At 59.8% G+C, this 20,521-nt stretch carries 23 protein-coding genes (1 of these 23 running past the window's edge); 11 read left to right on the forward strand and 12 right to left on the reverse strand.

Translation table 11 applies throughout. The features are described from left to right. A protein-coding gene (tyrS, locus tag ACA058_RS27970; RefSeq protein WP_497636792.1) for a tyrosine--tRNA ligase crosses the window boundary here: on the reverse strand, positions 1-42 show its beginning. Its footprint begins 1,158 nt before the window's first position; 42 of the gene's 1,200 nt are visible here — the first part of the coding sequence; its start codon is at positions 40-42; its stop codon lies off the left edge, out of view. A 213-nt stretch (positions 43-255) separates the two neighbouring features. On the opposite strand from tyrS, the gene ACA058_RS27975 reads away from it, so the two are divergent. After that, a complete protein-coding gene (locus ACA058_RS27975) occupies positions 256-1,686 on the forward strand; it encodes a peptidoglycan DD-metalloendopeptidase family protein (protein WP_497636793.1) in 1,431 nt (476 codons plus the stop codon). Positions 1,687-1,689: 3 nt separating this feature from the next. Then, a complete protein-coding gene (locus tag ACA058_RS27980) occupies positions 1,690-2,781 on the forward strand; it encodes an anhydro-N-acetylmuramic acid kinase (protein WP_497636794.1) in 1,092 nt (363 codons plus the stop codon). A gap of 67 nt (positions 2,782-2,848) precedes the next feature. Here ACA058_RS27980 and erpA read toward each other — a convergent pair whose 3' ends face one another. Further along, on the reverse strand, positions 2,849-3,199 hold the full coding sequence (gene erpA, locus ACA058_RS27985; protein WP_007906865.1) for an iron-sulfur cluster insertion protein ErpA: 351 nt from the start codon (positions 3,197-3,199) through the stop codon (positions 2,849-2,851). A 167-nt stretch (positions 3,200-3,366) separates the two neighbouring features. Further along, positions 3,367-4,401 carry an N-acetyl-gamma-glutamyl-phosphate reductase gene (argC, locus tag ACA058_RS27990; protein WP_497636795.1) on the reverse strand — a complete coding sequence of 345 codons (1,035 nt, stop codon included), beginning with the start codon at positions 4,399-4,401 and terminating at the stop codon, positions 3,367-3,369. Positions 4,402-4,536: 135 nt separating this feature from the next. On the opposite strand from argC, the gene hemJ reads away from it, so the two are divergent. From hemJ to coq7, 6 genes are all read left to right on the forward strand, one after another. Next, positions 4,537-4,965 (forward strand): protoporphyrinogen oxidase HemJ, encoded by a 429-nt coding sequence (gene hemJ / locus ACA058_RS27995; protein WP_497636796.1) that lies wholly within the window; start codon positions 4,537-4,539, stop codon positions 4,963-4,965. Positions 4,966-4,998: 33 nt separating this feature from the next. Continuing rightward, positions 4,999-5,967: an NAD(P)H-dependent flavin oxidoreductase gene (locus tag ACA058_RS28000; protein ID WP_497636797.1), complete on the forward strand. Its 969-nt coding sequence runs from the start codon at positions 4,999-5,001 to the stop codon at positions 5,965-5,967. A 62-nt stretch (positions 5,968-6,029) separates the two neighbouring features. After that, positions 6,030-6,977, forward strand: coding sequence for a DUF805 domain-containing protein (locus ACA058_RS28005; protein WP_497636798.1), 948 nt, complete (start codon positions 6,030-6,032; stop codon positions 6,975-6,977). Between the two features lie 61 nt (positions 6,978-7,038). Then, positions 7,039-7,827, forward strand: coding sequence for an SDR family NAD(P)-dependent oxidoreductase (locus tag ACA058_RS28010; RefSeq protein WP_497636799.1), 789 nt, complete (start codon positions 7,039-7,041; stop codon positions 7,825-7,827). Positions 7,828-7,907: 80 nt separating this feature from the next. Further along, entirely contained in the window at positions 7,908-8,246 is a 339-nt protein-coding gene (locus tag ACA058_RS28015) for a histidine triad nucleotide-binding protein (RefSeq protein WP_497636800.1), read from the forward strand. Between the two features lie 186 nt (positions 8,247-8,432). After that, the gene (coq7, locus tag ACA058_RS28020; protein ID WP_497636801.1) at positions 8,433-9,080 is read left to right on the forward strand and encodes a 2-polyprenyl-3-methyl-6-methoxy-1,4-benzoquinone monooxygenase; all 648 of its coding nucleotides are present in this window, start codon (positions 8,433-8,435) and stop codon (positions 9,078-9,080) included. 111 nt (positions 9,081-9,191) lie between these two features. Here the strand turns inward: coq7 and ACA058_RS28025 are convergent, their stop codons facing one another. Next, positions 9,192-9,614 carry an OsmC family protein gene (locus tag ACA058_RS28025; RefSeq protein WP_008061600.1) on the reverse strand — a complete coding sequence of 141 codons (423 nt, stop codon included), beginning with the start codon at positions 9,612-9,614 and terminating at the stop codon, positions 9,192-9,194. Between the two features lie 228 nt (positions 9,615-9,842). Here ACA058_RS28025 and crp point away from each other — a divergent pair, with 228 nt between their 5' ends. Further along, positions 9,843-10,487, forward strand: coding sequence for a cAMP-activated global transcriptional regulator CRP (gene crp, locus ACA058_RS28030; RefSeq protein WP_497636802.1), 645 nt, complete (start codon positions 9,843-9,845; stop codon positions 10,485-10,487). A 10-nt stretch (positions 10,488-10,497) separates the two neighbouring features. Here the strand turns inward: crp and ACA058_RS28035 are convergent, their stop codons facing one another. The 4 genes from ACA058_RS28035 to ACA058_RS28050 all read right to left on the reverse strand — a co-directional run bounded on the left by ACA058_RS28035 (position 10,498) and on the right by ACA058_RS28050 (position 13,785). Beyond that, complete coding sequence (locus ACA058_RS28035) at positions 10,498-11,199, reverse strand: lipoate--protein ligase family protein (protein ID WP_497636803.1); 702 nt, start codon at positions 11,197-11,199, stop codon at positions 10,498-10,500. Positions 11,200-11,299: 100 nt separating this feature from the next. Then, on the reverse strand, positions 11,300-12,136 hold the full coding sequence (gene trpC / locus ACA058_RS28040) for an indole-3-glycerol phosphate synthase TrpC (RefSeq protein WP_497636804.1): 837 nt from the start codon (positions 12,134-12,136) through the stop codon (positions 11,300-11,302). Next, positions 12,133-13,182, reverse strand: coding sequence for an anthranilate phosphoribosyltransferase (trpD, locus tag ACA058_RS28045; RefSeq protein WP_497636805.1), 1,050 nt, complete (start codon positions 13,180-13,182; stop codon positions 12,133-12,135). The genes trpC and trpD overlap by 4 nt, the downstream gene beginning before the upstream one ends. Positions 13,183-13,191: 9 nt before the next feature. Next, positions 13,192-13,785, reverse strand: coding sequence for an aminodeoxychorismate/anthranilate synthase component II (locus ACA058_RS28050; RefSeq protein ID WP_020798793.1), 594 nt, complete (start codon positions 13,783-13,785; stop codon positions 13,192-13,194). Between the two features lie 45 nt (positions 13,786-13,830). On the opposite strand from ACA058_RS28050, the gene ACA058_RS28055 reads away from it, so the two are divergent. After that, positions 13,831-14,175, forward strand: a complete 345-nt coding sequence (locus ACA058_RS28055; RefSeq protein ID WP_497636806.1) for a hypothetical protein — start codon at positions 13,831-13,833, stop codon at positions 14,173-14,175. A gap of 16 nt (positions 14,176-14,191) precedes the next feature. Beyond that, complete coding sequence (estP, locus tag ACA058_RS28060) at positions 14,192-16,099, forward strand: esterase EstP (RefSeq protein WP_497636807.1); 1,908 nt, start codon at positions 14,192-14,194, stop codon at positions 16,097-16,099. Positions 16,100-16,165: 66 nt separating this feature from the next. On the opposite strand, the gene trpE is transcribed toward estP, so the two are convergent. The 4 genes from trpE to ACA058_RS28080 all read right to left on the reverse strand — a co-directional run bounded on the left by trpE (position 16,166) and on the right by ACA058_RS28080 (position 20,435). Then, complete coding sequence (gene trpE, locus ACA058_RS28065; RefSeq protein ID WP_497636808.1) at positions 16,166-17,647, reverse strand: anthranilate synthase component I; 1,482 nt, start codon at positions 17,645-17,647, stop codon at positions 16,166-16,168. 69 nt (positions 17,648-17,716) lie between these two features. Continuing rightward, positions 17,717-18,535, reverse strand: coding sequence for a phosphoglycolate phosphatase (locus ACA058_RS28070; RefSeq protein WP_497636809.1), 819 nt, complete (start codon positions 18,533-18,535; stop codon positions 17,717-17,719). After that, positions 18,532-19,206: a ribulose-phosphate 3-epimerase gene (gene rpe, locus ACA058_RS28075; protein ID WP_008061583.1), complete on the reverse strand. Its 675-nt coding sequence runs from the start codon at positions 19,204-19,206 to the stop codon at positions 18,532-18,534. The genes ACA058_RS28070 and rpe overlap by 4 nt, the downstream gene beginning before the upstream one ends. 80 nt (positions 19,207-19,286) lie before the next feature. Further along, positions 19,287-20,435 carry an iron-containing alcohol dehydrogenase gene (locus ACA058_RS28080; protein ID WP_497636810.1) on the reverse strand — a complete coding sequence of 383 codons (1,149 nt, stop codon included), beginning with the start codon at positions 20,433-20,435 and terminating at the stop codon, positions 19,287-19,289. Positions 20,436-20,521: the final 86 nt, after the last annotated feature.

The following is a 20,521-nucleotide window of genomic DNA, read 5'->3' on the forward strand; positions in this document are numbered from 1 at the left end:
ACCACGTTTAATCAGCGCTAGCTGCTCTTCAACCGACTTCATAACAGACCCGCAAGGCTCGAATTCAAAGGGGACCAACCATACAAGATCGCGCGTCAAATACAAAGTTTGGCCAGCGCAATGACGCCAATCCGCTGGCAGAGCATGCACGGACTTGCTTCAGGGATGATTTGGTTATATTTTATACAGTTATTTCATCTTCATCATGTCATTCATCTTTTCCAATTCATCTTTTTCAAAGTCAAAACACTACTTATGACCAAAGAATCGTCTAAAGCGCCACCGCTTTACCCGAAGACCCACCTGCTCGCAGCGAGTGGCATCGCCGCCCTGCTGAGCCTGGCGCTTCTGGTATTTCCTTCCAGTGATGTCGAAGCCAAAAAGACGACCCTGAGTCTTGAACTGGAAAGCCCTGCTGAACTACTGACACAAGAACAAGACGCTGCGGACGCCGTCCAGGCCACAAATGAGCCGGTCGCGCCTCCTTTCGCGCAGATCGAGGACAGCGCGCAAGAGCCCCAGGAAACGGCTCAAGCCGAACCCGCACCAGTACCTGCGCCGGTTGCCGAAGAAAAAAAGGCGCCAAACCACAGGGAAGTGATCGTCGCCAAAGGCGACACGCTCTCCACGCTGTTCGAGAAAGTCGGCCTTCCAGCCACCTCAGTGCATGACGTGCTGGCCAGCGACAAACAGGCCAAGCAATTCAGCCAGCTCAAGCATGGGCAGAAACTCGAATTCGAACTGGGTCCGGACGGCCAACTGACCAACCTGCACAGCAAGGTCAGCGACGTCGAGACCATCACCCTGACCAAGAACGACAAGGGTTATAGCTTCAACCGCGTTACCGCCAAGCCCACCGTGCGCTCTGCCTACGTGCATGGCGTGATCAACAGCTCGCTGTCACAGTCCGCTGCGCGCGCCGGCCTGTCGCACAGCCTGACCATGGACATGGCCAGCGTGTTTGGCTACGACGTCGATTTTGCCCAGGATATTCGCCAGGGCGACGAGTTCGATGTGATCTATGAACAGAAAGTGGTCAACGGCAAAGCGGTCGGCAACGGCCCGATCCTGTCCGCACGCTTCACCAACCGCGGCAAAACCTACACCGCCGTGCGCTACACCAACAAACAAGGCAACAGCAGCTATTACACGGCTGATGGCAACAGCATGCGCAAGGCATTCATCCGTACCCCGGTGGACTTCGCCCGCATCAGCTCGAAGTTTTCCATGGGCCGCAAGCACCCGATCCTGAACAAGATCCGCGCCCACAAAGGCGTGGACTACGCAGCACCGCGCGGTACGCCAATCAAGGCGGCCGGCGACGGCAAAGTATTGCTGGCGGGTCGCCGCGGCGGTTACGGCAACACCGTAATTATCCAGCACGGTAATACCTACCGCACGCTGTACGGCCACATGCAGGGCTTCGCGAAAGGTGTCAAGACTGGAGGCACGGTCAAACAAGGCCAGGTCATCGGCTACATTGGCACTACCGGCCTTTCCACCGGTCCGCATTTGCATTACGAGTTCCAGGTCAATGGCGTACACGTCGATCCGCTGGGCCAGAAAGTAGCGATGGCCGACCCGATTTCCAAAGCGGAACGCGCACGCTTCCTGGCGCAGAGCCAGCCACTGATGGCCCGCATGGACCAGGAAAAATCCACCCAACTGGCTTCGGCCAAGCGCTAAGCCATGGCGCTCTATATAGGTGTGATGTCCGGGACCAGCCTCGATGGCCTGGACATAGCGCTGATCGAGCAAGCCCCGGCGATCAGGCTGATCGCCACCCACTACATCCCGATGCCCGACTCCCTGCGCGCCGAGCTGCTTGGTTTGTGCGCCAGCGGTCCGGACGAGATCGCGCGCTCCGCCATCGCCCAACAGAACTGGGTGAAGTTGGCGGCGCAGGGCGTTAATGCCCTCCTTGCCCAACAGCACCTCAAGCCTGAAGACATTCGCGCGATTGGCAGTCACGGCCAGACCATTCGCCATGAGCCCGCGCGCGGCTTCACGGTTCAAATCGGCAATCCGGCCCTGCTGACCGAGCTGACCGGCATCACGGTGGTCAGTGATTTCCGCAGCCGTGACGTCGCCGCTGGCGGGCAAGGCGCGCCCCTCGTTCCAGCCTTTCACGAAGCGCTTTTTGAAGAACGGTACGGCAACCGCGCCGTGCTGAACGTGGGTGGTTTCAGCAACCTCAGCCTGATTGAACCCGGCAAGCCTGTTGCAGGTTTCGACTGCGGCCCGGGCAACGTGCTGCTGGACGCCTGGATTCACCAACAGCGCGGTGACAACTTTGACCATGATGGCCAATGGGCTGCCAGCGGCAAGATCGAGCCGGTACTGTTGAAGGCACTGCTCAGCGACCCCTTCTTTGTGACAAAGGGTCCGAAGAGTACCGGCCGGGAAGTCTTCAATCTGCCATGGCTGACCCGGCATCTGGCAGAGCTGCCGACCTTCGCTGCCGAGGATGTTCAGGCAACGCTGCTGGAACTGACGGCATTGACCATCATCGAATCGCTGCAAAGTGCCCAGGCAGATACCCGGGAGTTGCTGGTCTGCGGCGGTGGCGCGCACAACGCCGCGCTGATGAAGCGCCTGGCCAGCCTGCTACCGAATGCGACGGTCAGCAGCACTGCCACTCACGGCGTAGACCCGGACTGGGTCGAAGCCATGGCCTTCGCCTGGTTGGCCCATTGCTGCCTGGAAGGTATCGCGGCCAATCGCCCGAGCGTCACTGGTGCCCGTGGGTTGCGCGTACTCGGCGCTATCTACCCCGCATAAACGCCGGACAGCAAAACGCCGCAGGACCGTGAGGCCATGCGGCGTTTTGATGATACAGACGCGCTGATCAGATCGAGAACGAAGAGCCACAGCCACAGGTGGTGGTAGCGTTCGGGTTCTTGATGACGAAACGCGAACCTTCCAGACCTTCCTGATAATCCACCTCGGCTCCTGCCAGGTACTGGAAGCTCATCGGATCGACAACCAGACTCACACCTTCGCGCTCAACGATGGTGTCGTCATCGGCCACTTCTTCATCGAAAGTGAAGCCGTACTGAAAACCTGAACAACCGCCGCCCGTAACGAATACGCGCAGCTTCAAGCGATCATTCCCCTCTTCATCGACCAGGCTCTTCACCTTGTGCGCGGCACCGTGGGTGAATTGCAAAGCCGTGGGGGTGAAGGATTCGACGCTCATGCTGACTATCTCCCGGCGTTACGCCGTCATATTGCGTGATGACGCGCATTATCCGCTTCTCCTAGAAAAGCGGTCAACTATTGTTATGGTATATCAACCAACCCAACCGCCCGCCCTGAAATGCAAAAGGCCCGTTCAACGGGCCTTTTGCTGTGCGCGATACAGCCTTACGGCAACATGCCCGCATGGGACAGACCCAGGCGTTCATCCAGGCCAAACAGGATGTTCATGTTCTGCACGGCCTGACCCGACGCACCTTTGACCAGGTTGTCGATCACCGACAACACGACCACCAGATCGCCGTCCTGTGGACGGTGCACGGCAATACGGCACACGTTGGCGCCGCGCACGCTGCGGGTTTCCGGGTGGCTGCCGGCAGGCATGACGTCGACGAACGGTTCGTTGGCATAACGTTTTTCAAACAGCGCCTGCAAATCCACCGAGCGATCCACGACGGTCGCGTAGAGCGTGGAGTGAATCCCACGGATCATCGGCGTCAGGTGCGGTACGAAGGTCAGGCCAACGTCCTTGCCCGCGGCACGACGCAGGCCCTGGCGAATTTCCGGCAGGTGGCGATGCCCTTTGACGGCGTAAGCCTTCATGCTTTCCGACGTCTCGGAGTACAGCGAACCTACGGCAGCGCCACGACCGGCACCACTGACGCCGGACTTGCAATCGGCGATCAGGCGCGAAGCATCGGCCAGGCCCGCTTCGAGCAACGGCAGGAAACCCAATTGTGTAGCGGTCGGGTAGCAACCCGGAACCGCAATCAGGCGTGCCTGCTTGATCTGCTCGCGATTGACTTCCGGCAAGCCGTAGACCGCCTCTTCCAGCAACTGCGGCGCACCGTGCGGCTGGCCGTACCACTTGGCCCATTCATCAGCATCCTGCAGGCGGAAGTCCGCAGACAGGTCAATGACCTTGGTCCCGGCCGCCAGCAGTTCACCCGCCAGGGCGTGCGCGACGCCGTGAGGAGTTGCAAAGAACACTACATCGCAGGCGCCCAGGGTCTTGATGTCCGGAACGCTGAACGCCAGGCCGTCGTAGTGGCCTCGCAGGTTCGGGTACATGTCGGCCACGGCCAGGCCGGCCTCGGATCGGGAAGTGATGACGACCACTTCTGCTTGCGGATGCTGTGCCAACAGACGCAACAGTTCGACACCGGTGTAACCCGTGCCGCCGACGATACCGACCTTGACCATAAACCTGCCCTCAACGAACCCACTGGAAAGCCGTCGATAATAGGGGCCGCGCGCCCCTGCGACAACCGTCAAGGTGACGTGCGGGCGCTCAAGCCTCTACTATTCGGGCTACCGTGAACTTGGGAATAACCAAAAATGCTTTATCTGTGGCTCAAAGCTTTCCACATCATCAGCGTAGTTTGCTGGTTTGCCGGCCTGTTCTACTTGCCGCGCCTGTTCGTCTACCACGCCCAAAGCGAGGACACGGTCAGCAAGGAGCGCTTCAGCATCATGGAGCGCAAGCTGTACCGGGGCATCATGGGACCGGCGATGATCGCCACGTTGATCTTCGGTGGCTGGCTCATCTACCTCAATCCAGGCATCTTCAGCCAGGGCGGCTGGATCCACGCCAAACTGACCCTGGTGGTGTTGTTGATTGGCTACCACCATATGTGCGGTGCGCAGGTGAAGCGTTTTGCCCGTGGCGAAAACACCCGCAGCCATGTCTTTTATCGCTGGTTCAATGAAGTGCCGGTCCTGATATTGCTGGCCATCATCATTCTGGTCGTCGTTCGGCCGTTCTAAATCCAATAGGCACAACTCACCGGGGTACTTCCAATGTCGCTGCCCGCTCTGCTTGAACAACGTTTGCGCTTGCCAGTGGTGGCCGCGCCGATGTTCCTGATTTCCAACCCGCAACTGGTACTTGCCTGCTGTCGCAACGGCGTAGTGGGCAGTTTTCCTGCGCTGAATCAGCGTGAGAGCAGCGGCTTCAAGGCCTGGCTAGAGGAAATCGAGGCTGGACTGGCGACCTTGGAGAACCCCGCGCCCTACGCGGTGAACCTGATTGTGCACAACAGCAATCCGCGATTGCAGGCGGACCTGGACATCTGCATTGAACACAAAGTCCCGATCGTGATCACCAGCCTCGGTGCCGTGAAGGAACTGGTCGACGCGGTCCACGGCTATGGCGGCCTGGTGTTCCATGATGTGACGACCCGCCGCCATGCCGAGAAAGCCGCCGAGGCGGGTGTGGACGGGCTGATTGCCGTCGCTGCGGGTGCCGGCGGACATGCCGGCACCTGGAGCCCGTTCTCGCTGATCGCCGAGATCCGCCAGTTCTTCGACAAAACGCTACTGCTGGCCGGGTGCCTGAACCACGGCCACGAAATTCTCGCCGCGCAATTGCTCGGTGCGGACCTGGCCTACTTCGGCACACGATTTATCGGTACCACCGAAAGTCATGCGCCTGACGCCTACAAAGAGATGCTGCTGACATCAAGAGCAGCAGACATCATCCATACTCCAGCAGTGTCGGGTGTACCGGCGAGTTTCATGCGCCAGAGTCTGGAGGCCGCCGGTTTCGACATGGCAGCGCTGCAAAACAAGGGAGAGGTCAATTTCGGCTCCAAGCTCAAACCCATCAGCGATGAAGCCAAAGCCTGGAAAACCGTGTGGTCCGCGGGCCAGGGCGTGGGTGAAATCGATGACTTGCCGAGTGTCGAGCAGCTGGTAGCGCGCCTCGACGCCGAGTACCGCAAGGCACAGGAACAAGCAGAGCAGCTGCGCCGACACTGGCCGCGCTGAAAAAGCGGGCCAGCCGTGGTTGGCCATTCGTATCGATGACTCGCGACAAGGATGCCTGGGCAATGAGCGAAAACCGTTACAAGATCGTGTTCGACGGCGCTCTGTTGCCGGGTGTTGATATCAACACCGCCAAACTCAATCTCGCTGCGCTGTTCAAGAGCGACGTCAGCGCCATCGAGCGCCTGTTCAATGGTCGACCGGTAGCACTCAAGCGCGACCTGTCACAGGCTGATGCGCAGACCTATCTTCAAGCACTGAAGAACACTGGCATCGATGCCCGGATCGAGACGGAACCGTCGATCGAGCTTGACCTGGCCGATGTTCACGACCATGCCGCCGCGACTGAGCCGCAATCGCCTTATTCGCCGCCACAGGCCATCGTCGGCGAAAAACTGCCTGAGTTCGCCGCACTCAAACCCTTCGGCGTCGAAGGTCGAATCGGACGCCTGCGTTTTCTGGCGTGGACGATGGTGCTGAGCCTGGTGACACTGCCCATTGTCGGCGTGTTTGCGCTCATCGGCCTGGGACTGGTCAGTGACAATTCCACCACAGGGCTGATCATCGGCGGCCTCTTTGCCTTCTTCCTGTTCCTCGCGTTCCTGGTTGTCAGTGTTCTGTTCTGCGTTCAGCGCTTGCACGATATCGGCTGGTCGGGCTGGCTCTGGCTCCTTAACCTGGTGCCGTTCGTAGGCAGCTTCTTCCCGCTGGTGATCATGGTTATGCCTGGCAACGCCGGCGCTAACCGCTATGGCCCGCCTCCCCCGCCTAACAGCACGGCGGTCAAGATCTTGTGCTTATTGTGGATTGTGTTTATCGGGTTGTTTTCCGTCGGTGCGATGGTGGGTGGAATCTCGGCAATCCAGCAAGAGTATGAAGACACCCTCGAAAGCAGCTACCAAAGCGGCTCGTTGAGCACCGACGAAATCGATGTCGAAGTCGAACCTCAAGCAAATTCGCCAGCCGAGGCAGCCGAAGAAGCCCCGCCCCCTGTAGACTCTGCGAAAGAATGAACAGCGCTCCCCGCCCGTGACACCTGCGTCGCGGCGCGGAGCTGTTGCGATGGAGAATGGCATGACCCGTTACGCTCTGATCACTGGCGCTTCCAGCGGCATCGGCCTGGCGATGGCCGAAGCGCTGGCCCGGCGCGGCCGCAGCCTGATTCTGGTGGCCCGACAGCGTGATCAGCTGGAAAGCATTGCGATTGAACTGACCCAGCGTTTTGGCGTGGAAGTGTTGTTCCGTGCCTGCGATCTGGGCGAGCCGCTGCGCCTGTCGGGCTTCCTGCTGGAACTGGAGGAAGGTGACCGGCAGATCGACCTGCTGGTCAACTGCGCCGGCATCGGCACTTGCGGCCCGTTCCTGGCTCAGGACTGGATGACCGAGCAGGACCTGATCGAAGTGAACATCCTGGCACTCACTCGCCTGTGCCATGCCATCGGTAACAGCATGGCGTTGCAGGGTGGCGGACAAATTCTGAACGTCGCTTCGGTCGCGGCGTTCCAGCCGGGCCCGTGGATGAGCACTTACTACGCCAGCAAGGCCTATGTGCTGCACTTTTCAGAAGGCCTGCGCGTCGAACTGAAAAAATGCGCGGTCAAGGTGTCGGTGCTCTGCCCCGGCCCGACTCGCACGGCTTTTTTCCGCACCGCGCAACTGAACAACGACAAACTGGCGAACAGTAAAATGCTGATGAGTCCGGAGGAAGTCGCGCTCTATACCGTGCGCGCTTTGGAGAAAAATCGCGCAATCATTATCCCCGGGCGGCGCAACCGCTGGTTCGCCAGCCTGCCCCGGTTCGGCTCGCGCTGGTTGATCCGGACAATCACCGGCATGGTCATCAAGGCTCACTGCCCGCGCTGAATTGCCCTACGGTAAAACACTGGGCTGGTACACCCACCATGGGTACACTCGGGCCAGTCCAAACAACGGAGAAAACAGCTGTGGATACTCTGTTCACCAAGATCATCAACCGGGAAATCCCGGCGAATATCATTTACGAGGACGACCAGGTACTGGCCTTCCACGACATCGCCCCGCAGGCACCGGTGCATTTCCTGGTGGTTCCGAAGAAACCGGTCCGCACCTTGAACGACCTGACCGAGGACGACAAGGCATTGGCCGGACACATCCTGTTCACCGCCCAGCGCCTGGCCAAGGAGCTCGGTTGCGAAAAAGGTTTCCGCGTTGTCATGAACTGCAATGAAGAAGGTGGGCAGACTGTCTATCACATTCATATGCATGTGCTGGGTCAGCGCCAGATGCATTGGCCACCAGGCTGATTCACCGCTAAACCCTGTAGGAGCAAGGCTTGCCCGCGATGGCGATCTCCAGGACGCTATCGCGGGCAAGTCGGATCGCCGCACCGCTTGCTCCTACACGTTCGGCGGTGCGACGCAATGTCCCAGCGCAAACCTTCCCCGGCCGATTGGGTTAAACTGGCCGCCGAGATTCCTCCGGAGGTCAGCATGACTACCCAACGTCACTACTCGCCGATTGACCGCCTTCTGCTGCAAGCCGACGCCGCGATGCGGACCCTGCTGCCTTTCAGTGGCCAGCCATACCGTCCGTCGCCCGCCATCGTCCAGCCCGATGCGAAATTGAGCGACGAAGACACCCGACACGTTGCCGGGCTGATGCGCATCAACCATACCGGTGAAGTCTGCGCCCAGGCGCTGTATCAGGGGCAGGCCCTGACTGCCAAGCTACCGCAGGTGCGCGTGGCGATGGAGCACGCCGCCGAAGAAGAAGTCGACCATCTGGCATGGTGCGAGCAACGCATCCATCAGTTGGGCAGCCACACCAGCATTCTCAATCCGCTGTTCTATGGCATGTCGTTCGGAATTGGTGCTGTTGCGGGCCTGATCAGCGACAAAGTCAGCCTGGGTTTTGTCGCAGCGACGGAAGATCAGGTGTGCAAGCATTTGAATGAACACCTTGAGCAACTGCCAGCCGAGGATGAAAAATCCCGGGCGATCCTGGAGCAGATGCGCATTGATGAAGAGCAGCATGCCGAAAGCGCACTGGAGGCTGGCGGTTTCCGCTTTCCGGCACCCGTGAAGTTCGGGATGAGTTTGATGGCCAAGGTGATGACCAAGAGCACTTATCGGATCTGAGCTCTCGTTTGTCTGTCCGGGCCCCATCGCGGGCAAGCCCGCTCCCACAAGGTTTGCGACAGACATGAAAAAGGCGACTGCCGTGAGGTAGTCGCCTTTTTTTGATGTCAATCAACCGAGTTCGATGATCTCGTAGTCGTGAGTGATCTCTACACCTGCCGCACCGAGCATGATCGAAGCCGAGCAATACTTTTCAGCAGACAGTTCGATGGCGCGTTTGACCTGCGCTTCCTTCAGGCCACGCCCCTTGACCACAAAATGCATGTGGATCTTGGTGAAAACCTTCGGATCCTCAGTCGCGCGCTCGGCTTCAAGGAACGCTTCGCAACTCTCGACCGCCTGACGGGACTTCTTGAGGATGCTGACCACATCGAAATTGCTGCAACCGCCTACACCCAGCAGGAGCATTTCCATCGGCCGGACACCCAGGTTACGACCGCCAGCATCGGGCGGACCGTCCATGACCACGACATGACCGCTGCCGGATTCGCCGAGGAACATGGCTTCGCCAGCCCATTGGATGCGTGCCTTCATCGCCAAGACTCCACTGTCTAAAAAGGGTCGCCAGCTTAGCACAGGCCCCTTGATTGACAGTGATTGGCGTCCTGGGACATAACCATCGACGCTGTAGGTAAAATATCGAATATTGCAAGAAGTGTCTGGTAAGCTGGCGCCAATTCGCTGGCGCCTGGCCAACTGTGCCGCAATTTCCGCAATTCATAACAAACCCAACACACCGTGCAGTCTTTTCGGGATACAACCATGGTTGCTATTGCCCCCACCCCCAAGATGAAAAACCTCGACAAGCTGTTGATGCATTGCCAGCGCCGTCGCTATCAGGCCAAGAGCAACATCATTTGTGCCGGCGACCGCTCGGAGTCGATGTTCTTTATCATCAAGGGTTCGGTCACCATCCTGATCGAAGACGACGACGGTCGGGAAATGATCATCGCCTACCTGAACGCCGGGGATTTTTTCGGTGAGCTGGGTCTGTTCGAGCAGGCCGGCCTGGAACAGGAACGCAGCGCATGGGTGCGGGCCAAAGTCGAATGCGAAGTGGCGGAAATCAGCTACGCGAAATTCCGCGAATTGTCGCAGCAGGACCCGGACATTCTTTACGTATTAAGCGGACAAATCGCGCAACGCCTGCGCAACACCACCCGCAAGGTCGGTGACCTGGCGTTTTTCGACGTCACCGGTCGCGTCGCCCGCTGCCTGCTTGAACTGTGCAAGCAGCCAGACGCCATGACCCATCCCGATGGCATGCAGATCAAGGTGACCCGTCAGGAAATCGGACGGATCGTCGGCTGTTCCCGGGAAATGGTCGGACGTGTGCTCAAGGATCTGGAAGAGCGCAACCTGGTCGATGTCAAAGGCAAGACCATGGTGGTCTTCGGTACGCGCTAAGCTCGTAAATTTAGCCGTTGAACATGTGCGCGAGCATTAGTCGGTAGAGTTCATCGAGACGTTCCAGCGCATCCGGCGCGGTGAACTTCTCATGCAAGGCAATGTGGCTTTCAGCGCGCACCCGTTGCTCCAGACCGCAGGCCTCATTGAAGCGATTGACCGCCGCGACCATCGATTCGCGCTCGTTATCCAGCAGCATTGCACCGTGCACCAGTCCTACCGGGCGCTGACCACCCTGACTCTGGCGCCAGCGCTGGGCGGTGCCTACCATCTTGCGGCCATCGAGGTTGACGTTGAAGCGGCCATCGCAGAATGCGCCTTCGATTTCCCCAAGAGACGAAGTGCCGCCCAGCTCATCCAGCAACTGGCAGATCGGATCGCACAGACGCCGGTAGCCGGTCTCGATGCGGTTCAGATCCCCTTCGCTACGCGGCGGCGCGTAAACCAGGGCGATGTTGATCGTCGAGGCGGATTGCGGCACCGGTTCGCCGCCGGTTTCGCGCAATAGCACCGGCCAGCCGGCAGCGGCGGAGACTTCGCAGGCATGTTCGAAACCCGGTAAGCGATTTAAACGGCGTGGCATGACCAATGCGCGATCCCTTGGCTGCCAGAACAGCAGGCCGAACTCCGCGTCGCCGGCACAGATCGATGCCAACAGATCCTGTTCGGCCTGCAGGCCGGCTTCGATGGTCAGAGAGGTTGGCAGCGACATGGGGCGACTCCGGCAGACTTCACGTCTTTGGGGAATTTGATGGCCTCATCGCGGGCAAGCCCGCTCCCACAGGGGAATAGGGCTGCCTGCAATGACCGGGTCAGTCGAGTGTAGAACCGCTGACAGGAATGCCGCGCTCAGGGAAGAACAAGCGTTGCAGTTCAGTACCCGGATTTTCGGCGCGCATGAACGCCTCGCCAACCAGGAACGCGTAGACGTCGCTGATTTCCATCAACTCGACATCGGCGCGATTGAGGATGCCGCTTTCGGTGATCACCAGACGATCGCGCGGGATACGCGGCAACAGGTCGAGGGTGGTTTCCAGGCTGACCTCAAAGGTGTGCAGGTTGCGGTTGTTGATGCCGACCAGCGGCGTGTCGAGGGTTTTCAAGGCCCGCTCCAGCTCGTCGCCATCGTGGACTTCCACCAGCACATCGAGGTTGACGCTTTTGGCTACGGCCGCCAGTTCGGCCATTTTCACGTCGTCCAGGGCGGAGACGATTAACAGCACACAGTCGGCGCCGAGGGCACGGGCTTCGACGATCTGGTATGGATCGATCATGAAGTCCTTGCGGATCACCGGCAGTTTACAAGCCGCGCGGGCCTGCTGCAGGTACAGGTCGGCGCCCTGGAAGTAATCGATATCGGTGAGCACCGACAGGCAGGTCGCGCCGCCCCTCTCGTAGCTCTGGGCAATATCGGCGGGAACGAAGTTCTCGCGGATCACGCCCTTGCTGGGCGAAGCTTTCTTGATTTCAGCAATGACTGCCGGCTCTTTCAGCTTGGCCTGAGCCAGCAAAGCCTGGGCAAAACCACGGGGTGCATCGGCCGCCTTGGCCAGACTTTCCAGCTCGGCGAGGCTGACGCGAGCGCTACGCTCGGCAACTTCCAGGACCTTGCGCGCCAGAATGTTTTCCAGAACCGTCGGTACACTCATCCCTCATTCTCCACTTTGAATACCGCGGTAAATGCACCCAGCTCCTCGAGTTTCTCCCGAGCGAGGCCGGTGTGCAGCGCATCGTGCGCCAGGGCAACGCCTTCTTTCAGACTGCTGGCATGGTCGGCCGCATACAGCGCGGCACCGGCATTGAGCACGATCATTTCGGCAGCTTTCTGACCGTTTTCGGTCTTGCGCTTGCCCAGGGCATCGCGGATCAGCTCCAGGGACGCAGCCGGGCTTTCCACCGCCAGGCCATGCAGGCTCTGGCTTTTCATGCCCAGATCTTCCGGCTCGACCCAATATTCAGTGATCTGGTCGTTTTTCAGTTCCGCTACAAAGGTCGGTGCCGCCAGGCTGAATTCGTCCAGGCCATCCTTCGAATGCACCACCAGCACATGCTTGCTGCCCAGACGCTGCAGGACTTCGGCCAATGGCCGGCATAGCGCTTGAGTGAATACGCCCACCACCTGATGTTTCACGCCTGCCGGATTCGTAAGCGGGCCGAGCATGTTGAACAAGGTGCGCAAACCGAGCTCCCGGCGCGGGCCGGCGGCGTGCTTCATCGCACTGTGATGAGTCTGGGCAAACATGAAACCGATGCCGACGTTATCGATGCAGCGCGCCACCTGGACCGGGGTCAGGTTCAGGTAGATACCGGCTGCCTCCAGCAAATCGGCACTGCCGCTTTTACCCGATACCGCGCGGTTGCCGTGCTTGGCCACCGTGCATCCGGCCGCCGCGACCACGAAGGACGACGCGGTCGACACGTTGAAGATGTTGGCACCGTCACCGCCAGTGCCGACCACATCGACTACACCGTCGAGGGTCTTGAGTTCGACCTTGTCCGCCAGCTCACGCATGACCGACACGGCACCGACGATTTCGTCGATGCTTTCGCTCTTCATGCGCATGGCCATCATGAACGCGCCGATCTGCGCGTCCGTGCATTGGCCTGTCATGATTTCGCGCATCACGTCGCGCATTTCATCGGTGCTGAGGTCGAGCTGCTCGACGATACGGCTCAGGGCTGTCTTGATATTCATGAGAGGTCCTTAGCGCGTGCCGCCGGTTTGTTTGAGGAAATTCGCGAACAGTTCGTGGCCCTGTTCGGTGAGGATCGACTCAGGGTGGAACTGCACGCCTTCGATGTTCAGGGTCTTGTGGCGCAGACCCATGATCTCGTCGACCGAGCCGTCTTCCAGTTGGGTCCAGGCAGTCAGCTCGAGACAATCAGGCAGGGTTTCGCGCTTGACGATCAATGAATGATAGCGGGTGACCGTCAGCGGCATGTTCAGGCCTTCGAAAACACCTTTGTCTTCGTGGAACACCGGGCTGGTCTTGCCGTGCATGACCTGGCGCGCGCGAACCACATCGCCACCAAAGGCCTGGCCGATGGACTGATGGCCCAGGCAGACACCGAGAATCGGCAGTTTGCCGGCGAAGTGCTTGATGACGTCGATCGAGACGCCAGCTTCGGTCGGGGTGCAAGGACCGGGAGAGACGACGATGCGCTCAGGATTGAGGGCTTCGATTTCGGCAACGGTGAGTTCATCGTTGCGCACGACTTTGACCTGGGAGCCCAGCTCACCAAGGTATTGCACAACATTGTAGGTAAAAGAGTCGTAGTTATCGATCATCAGCAACATGGCGTTAAGAACCTCTTGAATTCACTGACTTAATACAGCCTTCGAATGATTTACCCGCAGCGTCCTGCACTTTGGCGGTCGCTGGAATCGCGAAGCAAAGGGCAATGTCTTGCGAGTAAAGAAGGCGAAGCGGTAAAGATCCGGCCGGGCCGGCAGAAGGATTCAGGCGCGCCAACGCCAACGGGCGTGTGCCTTGATGACTTGATCCAGAAGTTTGCTGACGATCAACACGGAGAAGGTCTCATTTATACGTCTTGGCACAGTAACTTAGCTGGGCAGAGCGTGCAATATGGGGCGATCGAAGCAAGTGAAACATTCGGCAGGTTCGCGCCGAATGGCATCAGGCTCTATAGTTTTTTGGCACTGTCGTTTCACCCACTGAAACAATAAACAACGGGACTTGCTCATGATCAGACAGACGCTGTTTGCACCACTGGCCGTTTGCTTGCTCGCCATGGCCTGCGCTCAGGCGATCGCGGCGCCCAATCCTTATTCGAACTTCATTGTCTTCGGGGACAGCCTCAACGATGCGGGGCAGTTTACCGACACCGGCGGCCCTCCCGGCTCGCCCCTGCGCTTCACCAACCGGAGCGGGCCGACTTATCAGGACGGCAGCGGCGAAGCGTATTCCGCCAACTCAACCCAGTTGCTTGGTGACAGGCTTGGATTCTCAGCGGACCAGACCGCCGCTTCGACTTCAGCCGCACGCGCCGCCCAGGGTCTGCCAGATGGCAATAATTGGGCCGTCGGCGGCTACCGCACCGATCAGATCCTCGAATCAATCACCACGGTATCTGCCACGGGTGAACGTGTGCGAGCGGGTTACTTGCCGGCCAATAATTTACGCGCCGATCCAAACGCGTTGTATTACCTCTCCGGCGGCGGCAACGACTTTCTTCAGGGACGTGTGCAAAGTGGCGCCCAGGCGAATGCTGCTGCGGACCGACTGGCCAACAGCGTTCAGGTTCTGCAAACAGCCGGCGCCCGATACATCATGGTCTGGCTGTTGCCTGACCTGGGATTGACACCTGCCATCAATGGCAGCCCTCAGCAGGGGCCTACCTCGCAACTGAGCGCGGCCTTCAACCGGCAACTGGTCACTCGACTGGCGGGGATCGATGCCGAAATCATACCGCTGAACATTCCACTGTTGTTGCAGGAAGCCGTCGCCGATCCAGCGCGATTCGGTTTTGCTACCGGTCAGAACCTGACGGCGACTTGCTTCAGCGGCGACGGCTGCACCGAAAACGCAACCTTTGGCATCAACAGCGCCACCCCGGACCCCAGCCAGCTGATTTATAACGATGGGGTGCATCCGACCGAAGCCGGGCAAAAGCTGGTGTCCGACTACGCCTATTCCTTGCTCGCTGCGCCCTGGGAGCTGACGCTGCTGCCGGAAATGGCCCACGCCACGCTACGCGCGCATCAGGATGAACTGCGTAGCCAATGGCAATCCGACTGGGAGAACTGGCAGGCGGTCGGCCAATGGCGGGCCATTGTGGCCGGGGGTGGCCAGCATCTCGATGTGGACCATCAAAGCAGCGGCGCCGATGCCGATGGCAGCGGCTACAGCTTGAACATCGGCGGCAGCTATCGCCTCAATGAAGCCTGGCGCGTGGGTGTGGCAGCAGGCTTCTATCGTCAGGATCTGGAGGCAGGCAATAACGATTCGGACTACAAACTCAACAGCTACCTGGCCACGGCATTCGCCCAGTTCCAGCAGAACCGTTGGTGGGCCGATGCCGCACTGACCGGCGGCAAGCTGGATTACGACAATCTCAAACGCAAATTTGATCTAGGCGCGGGTGAAGGTGCGGAGAAAGGCGACACCGACGGCTATCTCTGGGGCTTCAGTACCCGCCTGGGCTATGACATTGCACAGCCGGGCAGTGAGTGGCACCTGTCGCCGTTCATCAGCGCCGATTATGCCAAAGTGGAAGTCGACGGTTACTCGGAAAACACCAGTCGTTCCACGGCGCTGACCTTTGATGACCAGAAACGCGATTCGAAACGTCTCGGCGCCGGGCTGCAGGGTAAATACCAGATCACCGCGCAGACTCAAGTGTTTGGCGAATATGCCTACGAGCGTGAGTATGAAGATGACGTGCAGAAGGTGAACATCGCCCTCAATAGCTTGCCGACTCTCGACTTCACGCTTGATGGCTATACACCACAGAGCCATTTGAATCGCGTGAGCCTGGGGATCAGCCACAAGTTGACGGCCGATCTGGCGCTGCGTGGCGGGTACACCTTGCGCAAGGACGATGACTTTACCCAGCAAGGGATTACCGTTGGGGTCGCGCTGGACTTCTGATCCTGGGTAAACCGCAGGCACAAAATAACGCGGCGCGCCCTTCTCAGGTGCCGCGTTTGTTTTAAATCAGTTTTCCGGGGTTTGTTCAGCCAGGGCCACCGCACGGAACATCGCGCGGCGTTTGTTCAGGGTTTCTTCCCATTCCAGCGCCGGCACCGAGTCGGCGACGATGCCGCCACCGGCCTGCACATGCAGTTCGCCGTTCTTGATCACCGCCGTACGGATGGCAATGGCGGTGTCCATGTTGCCGTTCCAGGCAAAGTAGCCGACGGCGCCGCCGTAGACACCGCGCTTGACCGGTTCCAGTTCGTCGATGATTTCCATCGCACGGATCTTCGGTGCGCCGGACAAGGTGCCCGCTGGCAGAATCGCCCGCAGTGCGTCCATCGCCGTCAGACCGGCCTGCAATTGGCCGGTGACGTTGGACACGATGTGCATCACGTTGGAGTAACGCTCGATGACCATTTTCTCGGTGAGTTTCACCGAACCGATTTCCGAGACTCGACCGGTGTCGTTGCGGCCCAGGTCGATCAGCATCAGGTGCTCGGCGATTTCCTTGTCGTCCGACAGCAGGTCTTTTTCCAGTGCCACATCGGCCTCTTCGTTCGCGCCCCGTGGACGGGTGCCGGCGATCGGGCGCACGGTGATCAGATTATCTTCTACCCGCACCAGCACTTCCGGCGAACTGCCGACGACGTGGAAGTCGCCGAAGTTGAAGAAGTACATGTAAGGCGTCGGGTTGAAGCAACGCAACGCCCGGTACAGATCGATGGGTGCTGCCTTGAAGTCGATCGACATGCGCTGGGACGGCACGACCTGCATGCAGTCACCGGCCAGGATGTATTCCTTGATGGAGTCGACGGCCTTTTCGTAGTCGTCCTGGGTGAAGCTGGAGCGGAACACCGGATCAGCCGCTTGCTGCTTGCTGAAGTCCAGGCCACGGCGCGGGGTGATTGGCTGACGGAGTTTTTCCAGCAACTCTTCCAGACGCGCGCGACCTTGCTCGAAGGCGTCTTCCCGGGCCGGATCCGCCAGGACGATTGCATGCATCTTGCCGGCGAGGTTGTCGAACACCACCACCGCGTCGGACACCATCAGCAGGATGTCCGGTACGCCCAGCGGATCCGGGTTCGGGCACTTGCCCAAACGCTTCTCCACATAACGCACGCAGTCATAACCGAAATAGCCCACCAGGCCGCCATTGAAGCGCGGCAGACCGGCGATGGTCGGCACGTTGTAACGGGCCTTGAAGGTTTCGACGAAGGCCAGTGGGTCTTCTACATCGTGGCTTTCGGTCTCGACACCGTCGATGGTCACGCTGACGTGATGGTCATGAACCCGCAGCACGGTGCGGCACGGCAGGCCAATGATCGAGTAACGGCCCCACTTCTCGCCGCCCTGCACGGACTCCAGCAAATAGGAGTTGGGCTCGTCGGCCAGTTTCAGGTAGATCGACAGCGGCGTGTCAAAGTCGGCCAAGGTTTCGCAGGCAAGCGGGATACGGTTGTAGCCAGCAGCGGCCAAACGCAGGAATTCTTCGCGGATCATGAGGTGCCTCGTGGCTTGAGGGTCAAACAGTCAGGTATGCAAACGCGCCGGACAACCGGCCAGGATCAGTCAGGCGCGCCAACGCCAGCGGGCCAGGGCCTTGATGACTTTCATCCAGAGTTTGCGAGTGACCACCACGATGGCGTTTCCAGAAGGGGGTTGAACAGCGTCGGACAACGTTATCTCAGCGGCCGGGTCCAGGCAACCGCGAATTAGCTTGCGCAGATCGTCGATTACCAGTGCTGGTGACTCTTCGGCGATTGGACGTCCGTGGTTATAGCCGTAGCTCAAGGCCACACACTTGACCCCCGCCGCTTTCGCCGCCTGGACATCGCTGCGCGAGTCGCCGACGAACAAGGATTGCGAGGCCGGGATATTGGCCATTTTCATCACGAAAAACAGCGCGGCCGGGTCCGGTTTTTGCTGTGGCAGGGTGTCCCCGCCGATGATCCAGCGGAAATAGCGGCCGATCTTCATCTGATCCAGCAAGGGCGCGACGAAGCGCTCCGGCTTGTTGGTGATCAGCGCCATTTCTACGCCCTGCTTGTGCAGCCATTTCAGGGTATCGCGCACCCCGGGATAGACCACGGTCAGCTCATGGCTTTCGCTGTAAGCCTGCATGAAAATCTCCAGGGCGCTTTCGGCCTCGGCTTCATCGACCGCAGAGTGGTCGATGCCACCGGCCAGCGCACGGCGCACCAGCACGGGGGCGCCGTTGCCGACCCACTCGCGCACCGACGCGATGCCGGCCGGTGCGCGGCCGAGCTTGAGCAGCATGTTATCCACAGCCACCGCCAGGTCCGGGACTGAGTCGACCAAGGTGCCATCCAGATCGAACATCACCAGCCGTGGCAGGCGTCCCGGGAACAGCTGCTCAAAGCCACTCATGGGCGAGCCAGCGCCAGTTCGGAACGCATTTTTTCAATCACTTCCTGGTAGTTCGGTGCATTGAAGATCGCCGAACCGGCAACGAAGGTGTCGGCGCCCGCCGCAGCGATTTCACGAATGTTGTTCACATTGACGCCGCCGTCGATTTCCAGGCGAATATCACGACCCGAAGCATCGATCAGCGCCCGCGCCTCACGCAGCTTGTCGAGGGTGCCAGGGATGAACTTCTGCCCGCCGAAACCCGGGTTGACGCTCATCAGCAGGATCATGTCGACCTTGTCCATCACGTACTTGAGCACGTCCAGGGGCGTTGCCGGGTTGAACACCAGGCCCGACTTGCAGCCGCCTTCACGGATCAGTTGCAGGGAGCGGTCGACGTGTTGGGTGGCTTCCGGGTGGAAGGTGATGTAGGTCGCGCCGGCTTCGATGAAGTCACCGACGATGCGGTCCACCGGGCTGACCATCAGGTGCGCGTCGATTGGCGCGGTCACGCCGTACTTGCGCAGCGCCGAGCAGACCATCGGGCCGATAGTCAGGTTCGGCACGTAGTGGTTGTCCATGACATCGAAGTGCACGAAGTCGGCACCGGCGGCCAGGACGTTGTCCACTTCTTCGCCCAGGCGGGCGAAGTCGGCGGAGAGAATCGACGGAGCAATTACGAAGGGCTGCATGACGCACCTTTTCTGAGCAGAATCACGATGGCGCGCATTGTATACCTCCTGCTTTGGCCCGCGCACCGAAAGCACGATGATCAGTAGGCCGCCCGGTAGATTTTCTCGATATCGACAGCACTCAACCGGCGCGGATTGTTGCGCATCAGGCGCTCGATCCCCGCCGCCTCCACGGCCATCGCCGCAATGGCATCCTCGGGAACCCCGAAACTGCGCAGCCCTTGGGGGATTTCCACGGCTGCGCACAGCTCGGTCATGGCCTCCACGGCTTTGTCGGCCGCTTCATTGGCGCTCAGTTGAGCAATCCGTACACCCATGGCCTCGGCAACATCCTGCATGCGTTCAACGCAGGCCATCTTGTTCCAGGTCATGACATGGGGCAGCAGCAAGGCATTGCTCACGCCATGGGCAATGTTGAAGCGCCCACCCAACGGGTAGGCCAGCGCATGCACCGCACCCACCCCGGCATTGCCGAACGCCATGCCGGCCATCAGGCTGGCGGTGGCCATGTCTTCACGGGCCTGCAGGTTGGACGGGTTGGCGTAGGCCTTGGGTAGCGCCTTGGCTATCAGTTTGATGGCGCCTATGGCCAGAGCGTCGGTAATCGGCGAGGCATTGACCGACAGATAGGACTCGATGGCATGCACCAGCGCATCGACACCACTGGCCGCCGTGACACCGCGCGGACAGGTCAGGGTCATCTGCGGGCTTACCAATGCCACGTCCGGCAACAAGTAGTCGCTGACGATGCCTTTCTTCAACTGCGCGACCTTGTCGGAAAGGATCGCCACGTTGGTGACTTCCGAGCCGGTGCCGGCAGTTGTCGGGATGGCAATCAATGGCGGGCCTTTGCGCGGCACCTGGTCGACACCGAACAAATCTTCGAGCGCGCCGTGGTAGCCGGCGAAGGCCGCCACGCTTTTGGCGATGTCGATGGCACTCCCGCCGCCCAGGCCGATCAGGCCGTCATGCCCACCGTCGCGGTAAACCCGCATGCAGTCTTCGACGATGGCGATTTCCGGGTCCGGCAGCACCCGGTCGAAGATTTCACAGGTGCGGCCACCTAACTGCGCCAGCGCCAGCTCAACCGTACCGGACTTGACCAGGGCGGCGTCGGTGACGATCAGCGGATGGTCGATGTCCAGCCGTGTCAGCTCGGCGGACAGTTGCTCGATGGCCTCTGCGCCGGTGATCAGTTTGTGAGCGATTTTGAAAGAGCAAAGACCCATGTGCGCAGCCTCTTATAGTTGTGGGAGCTGGGCACAATAGTAGCTGGGGATTTGCGGGTGTATGGTATTCAGGCCGTGAATGAGCG

This window comes from Pseudomonas sp. LBUM1649 (genome assembly GCF_059716155.1).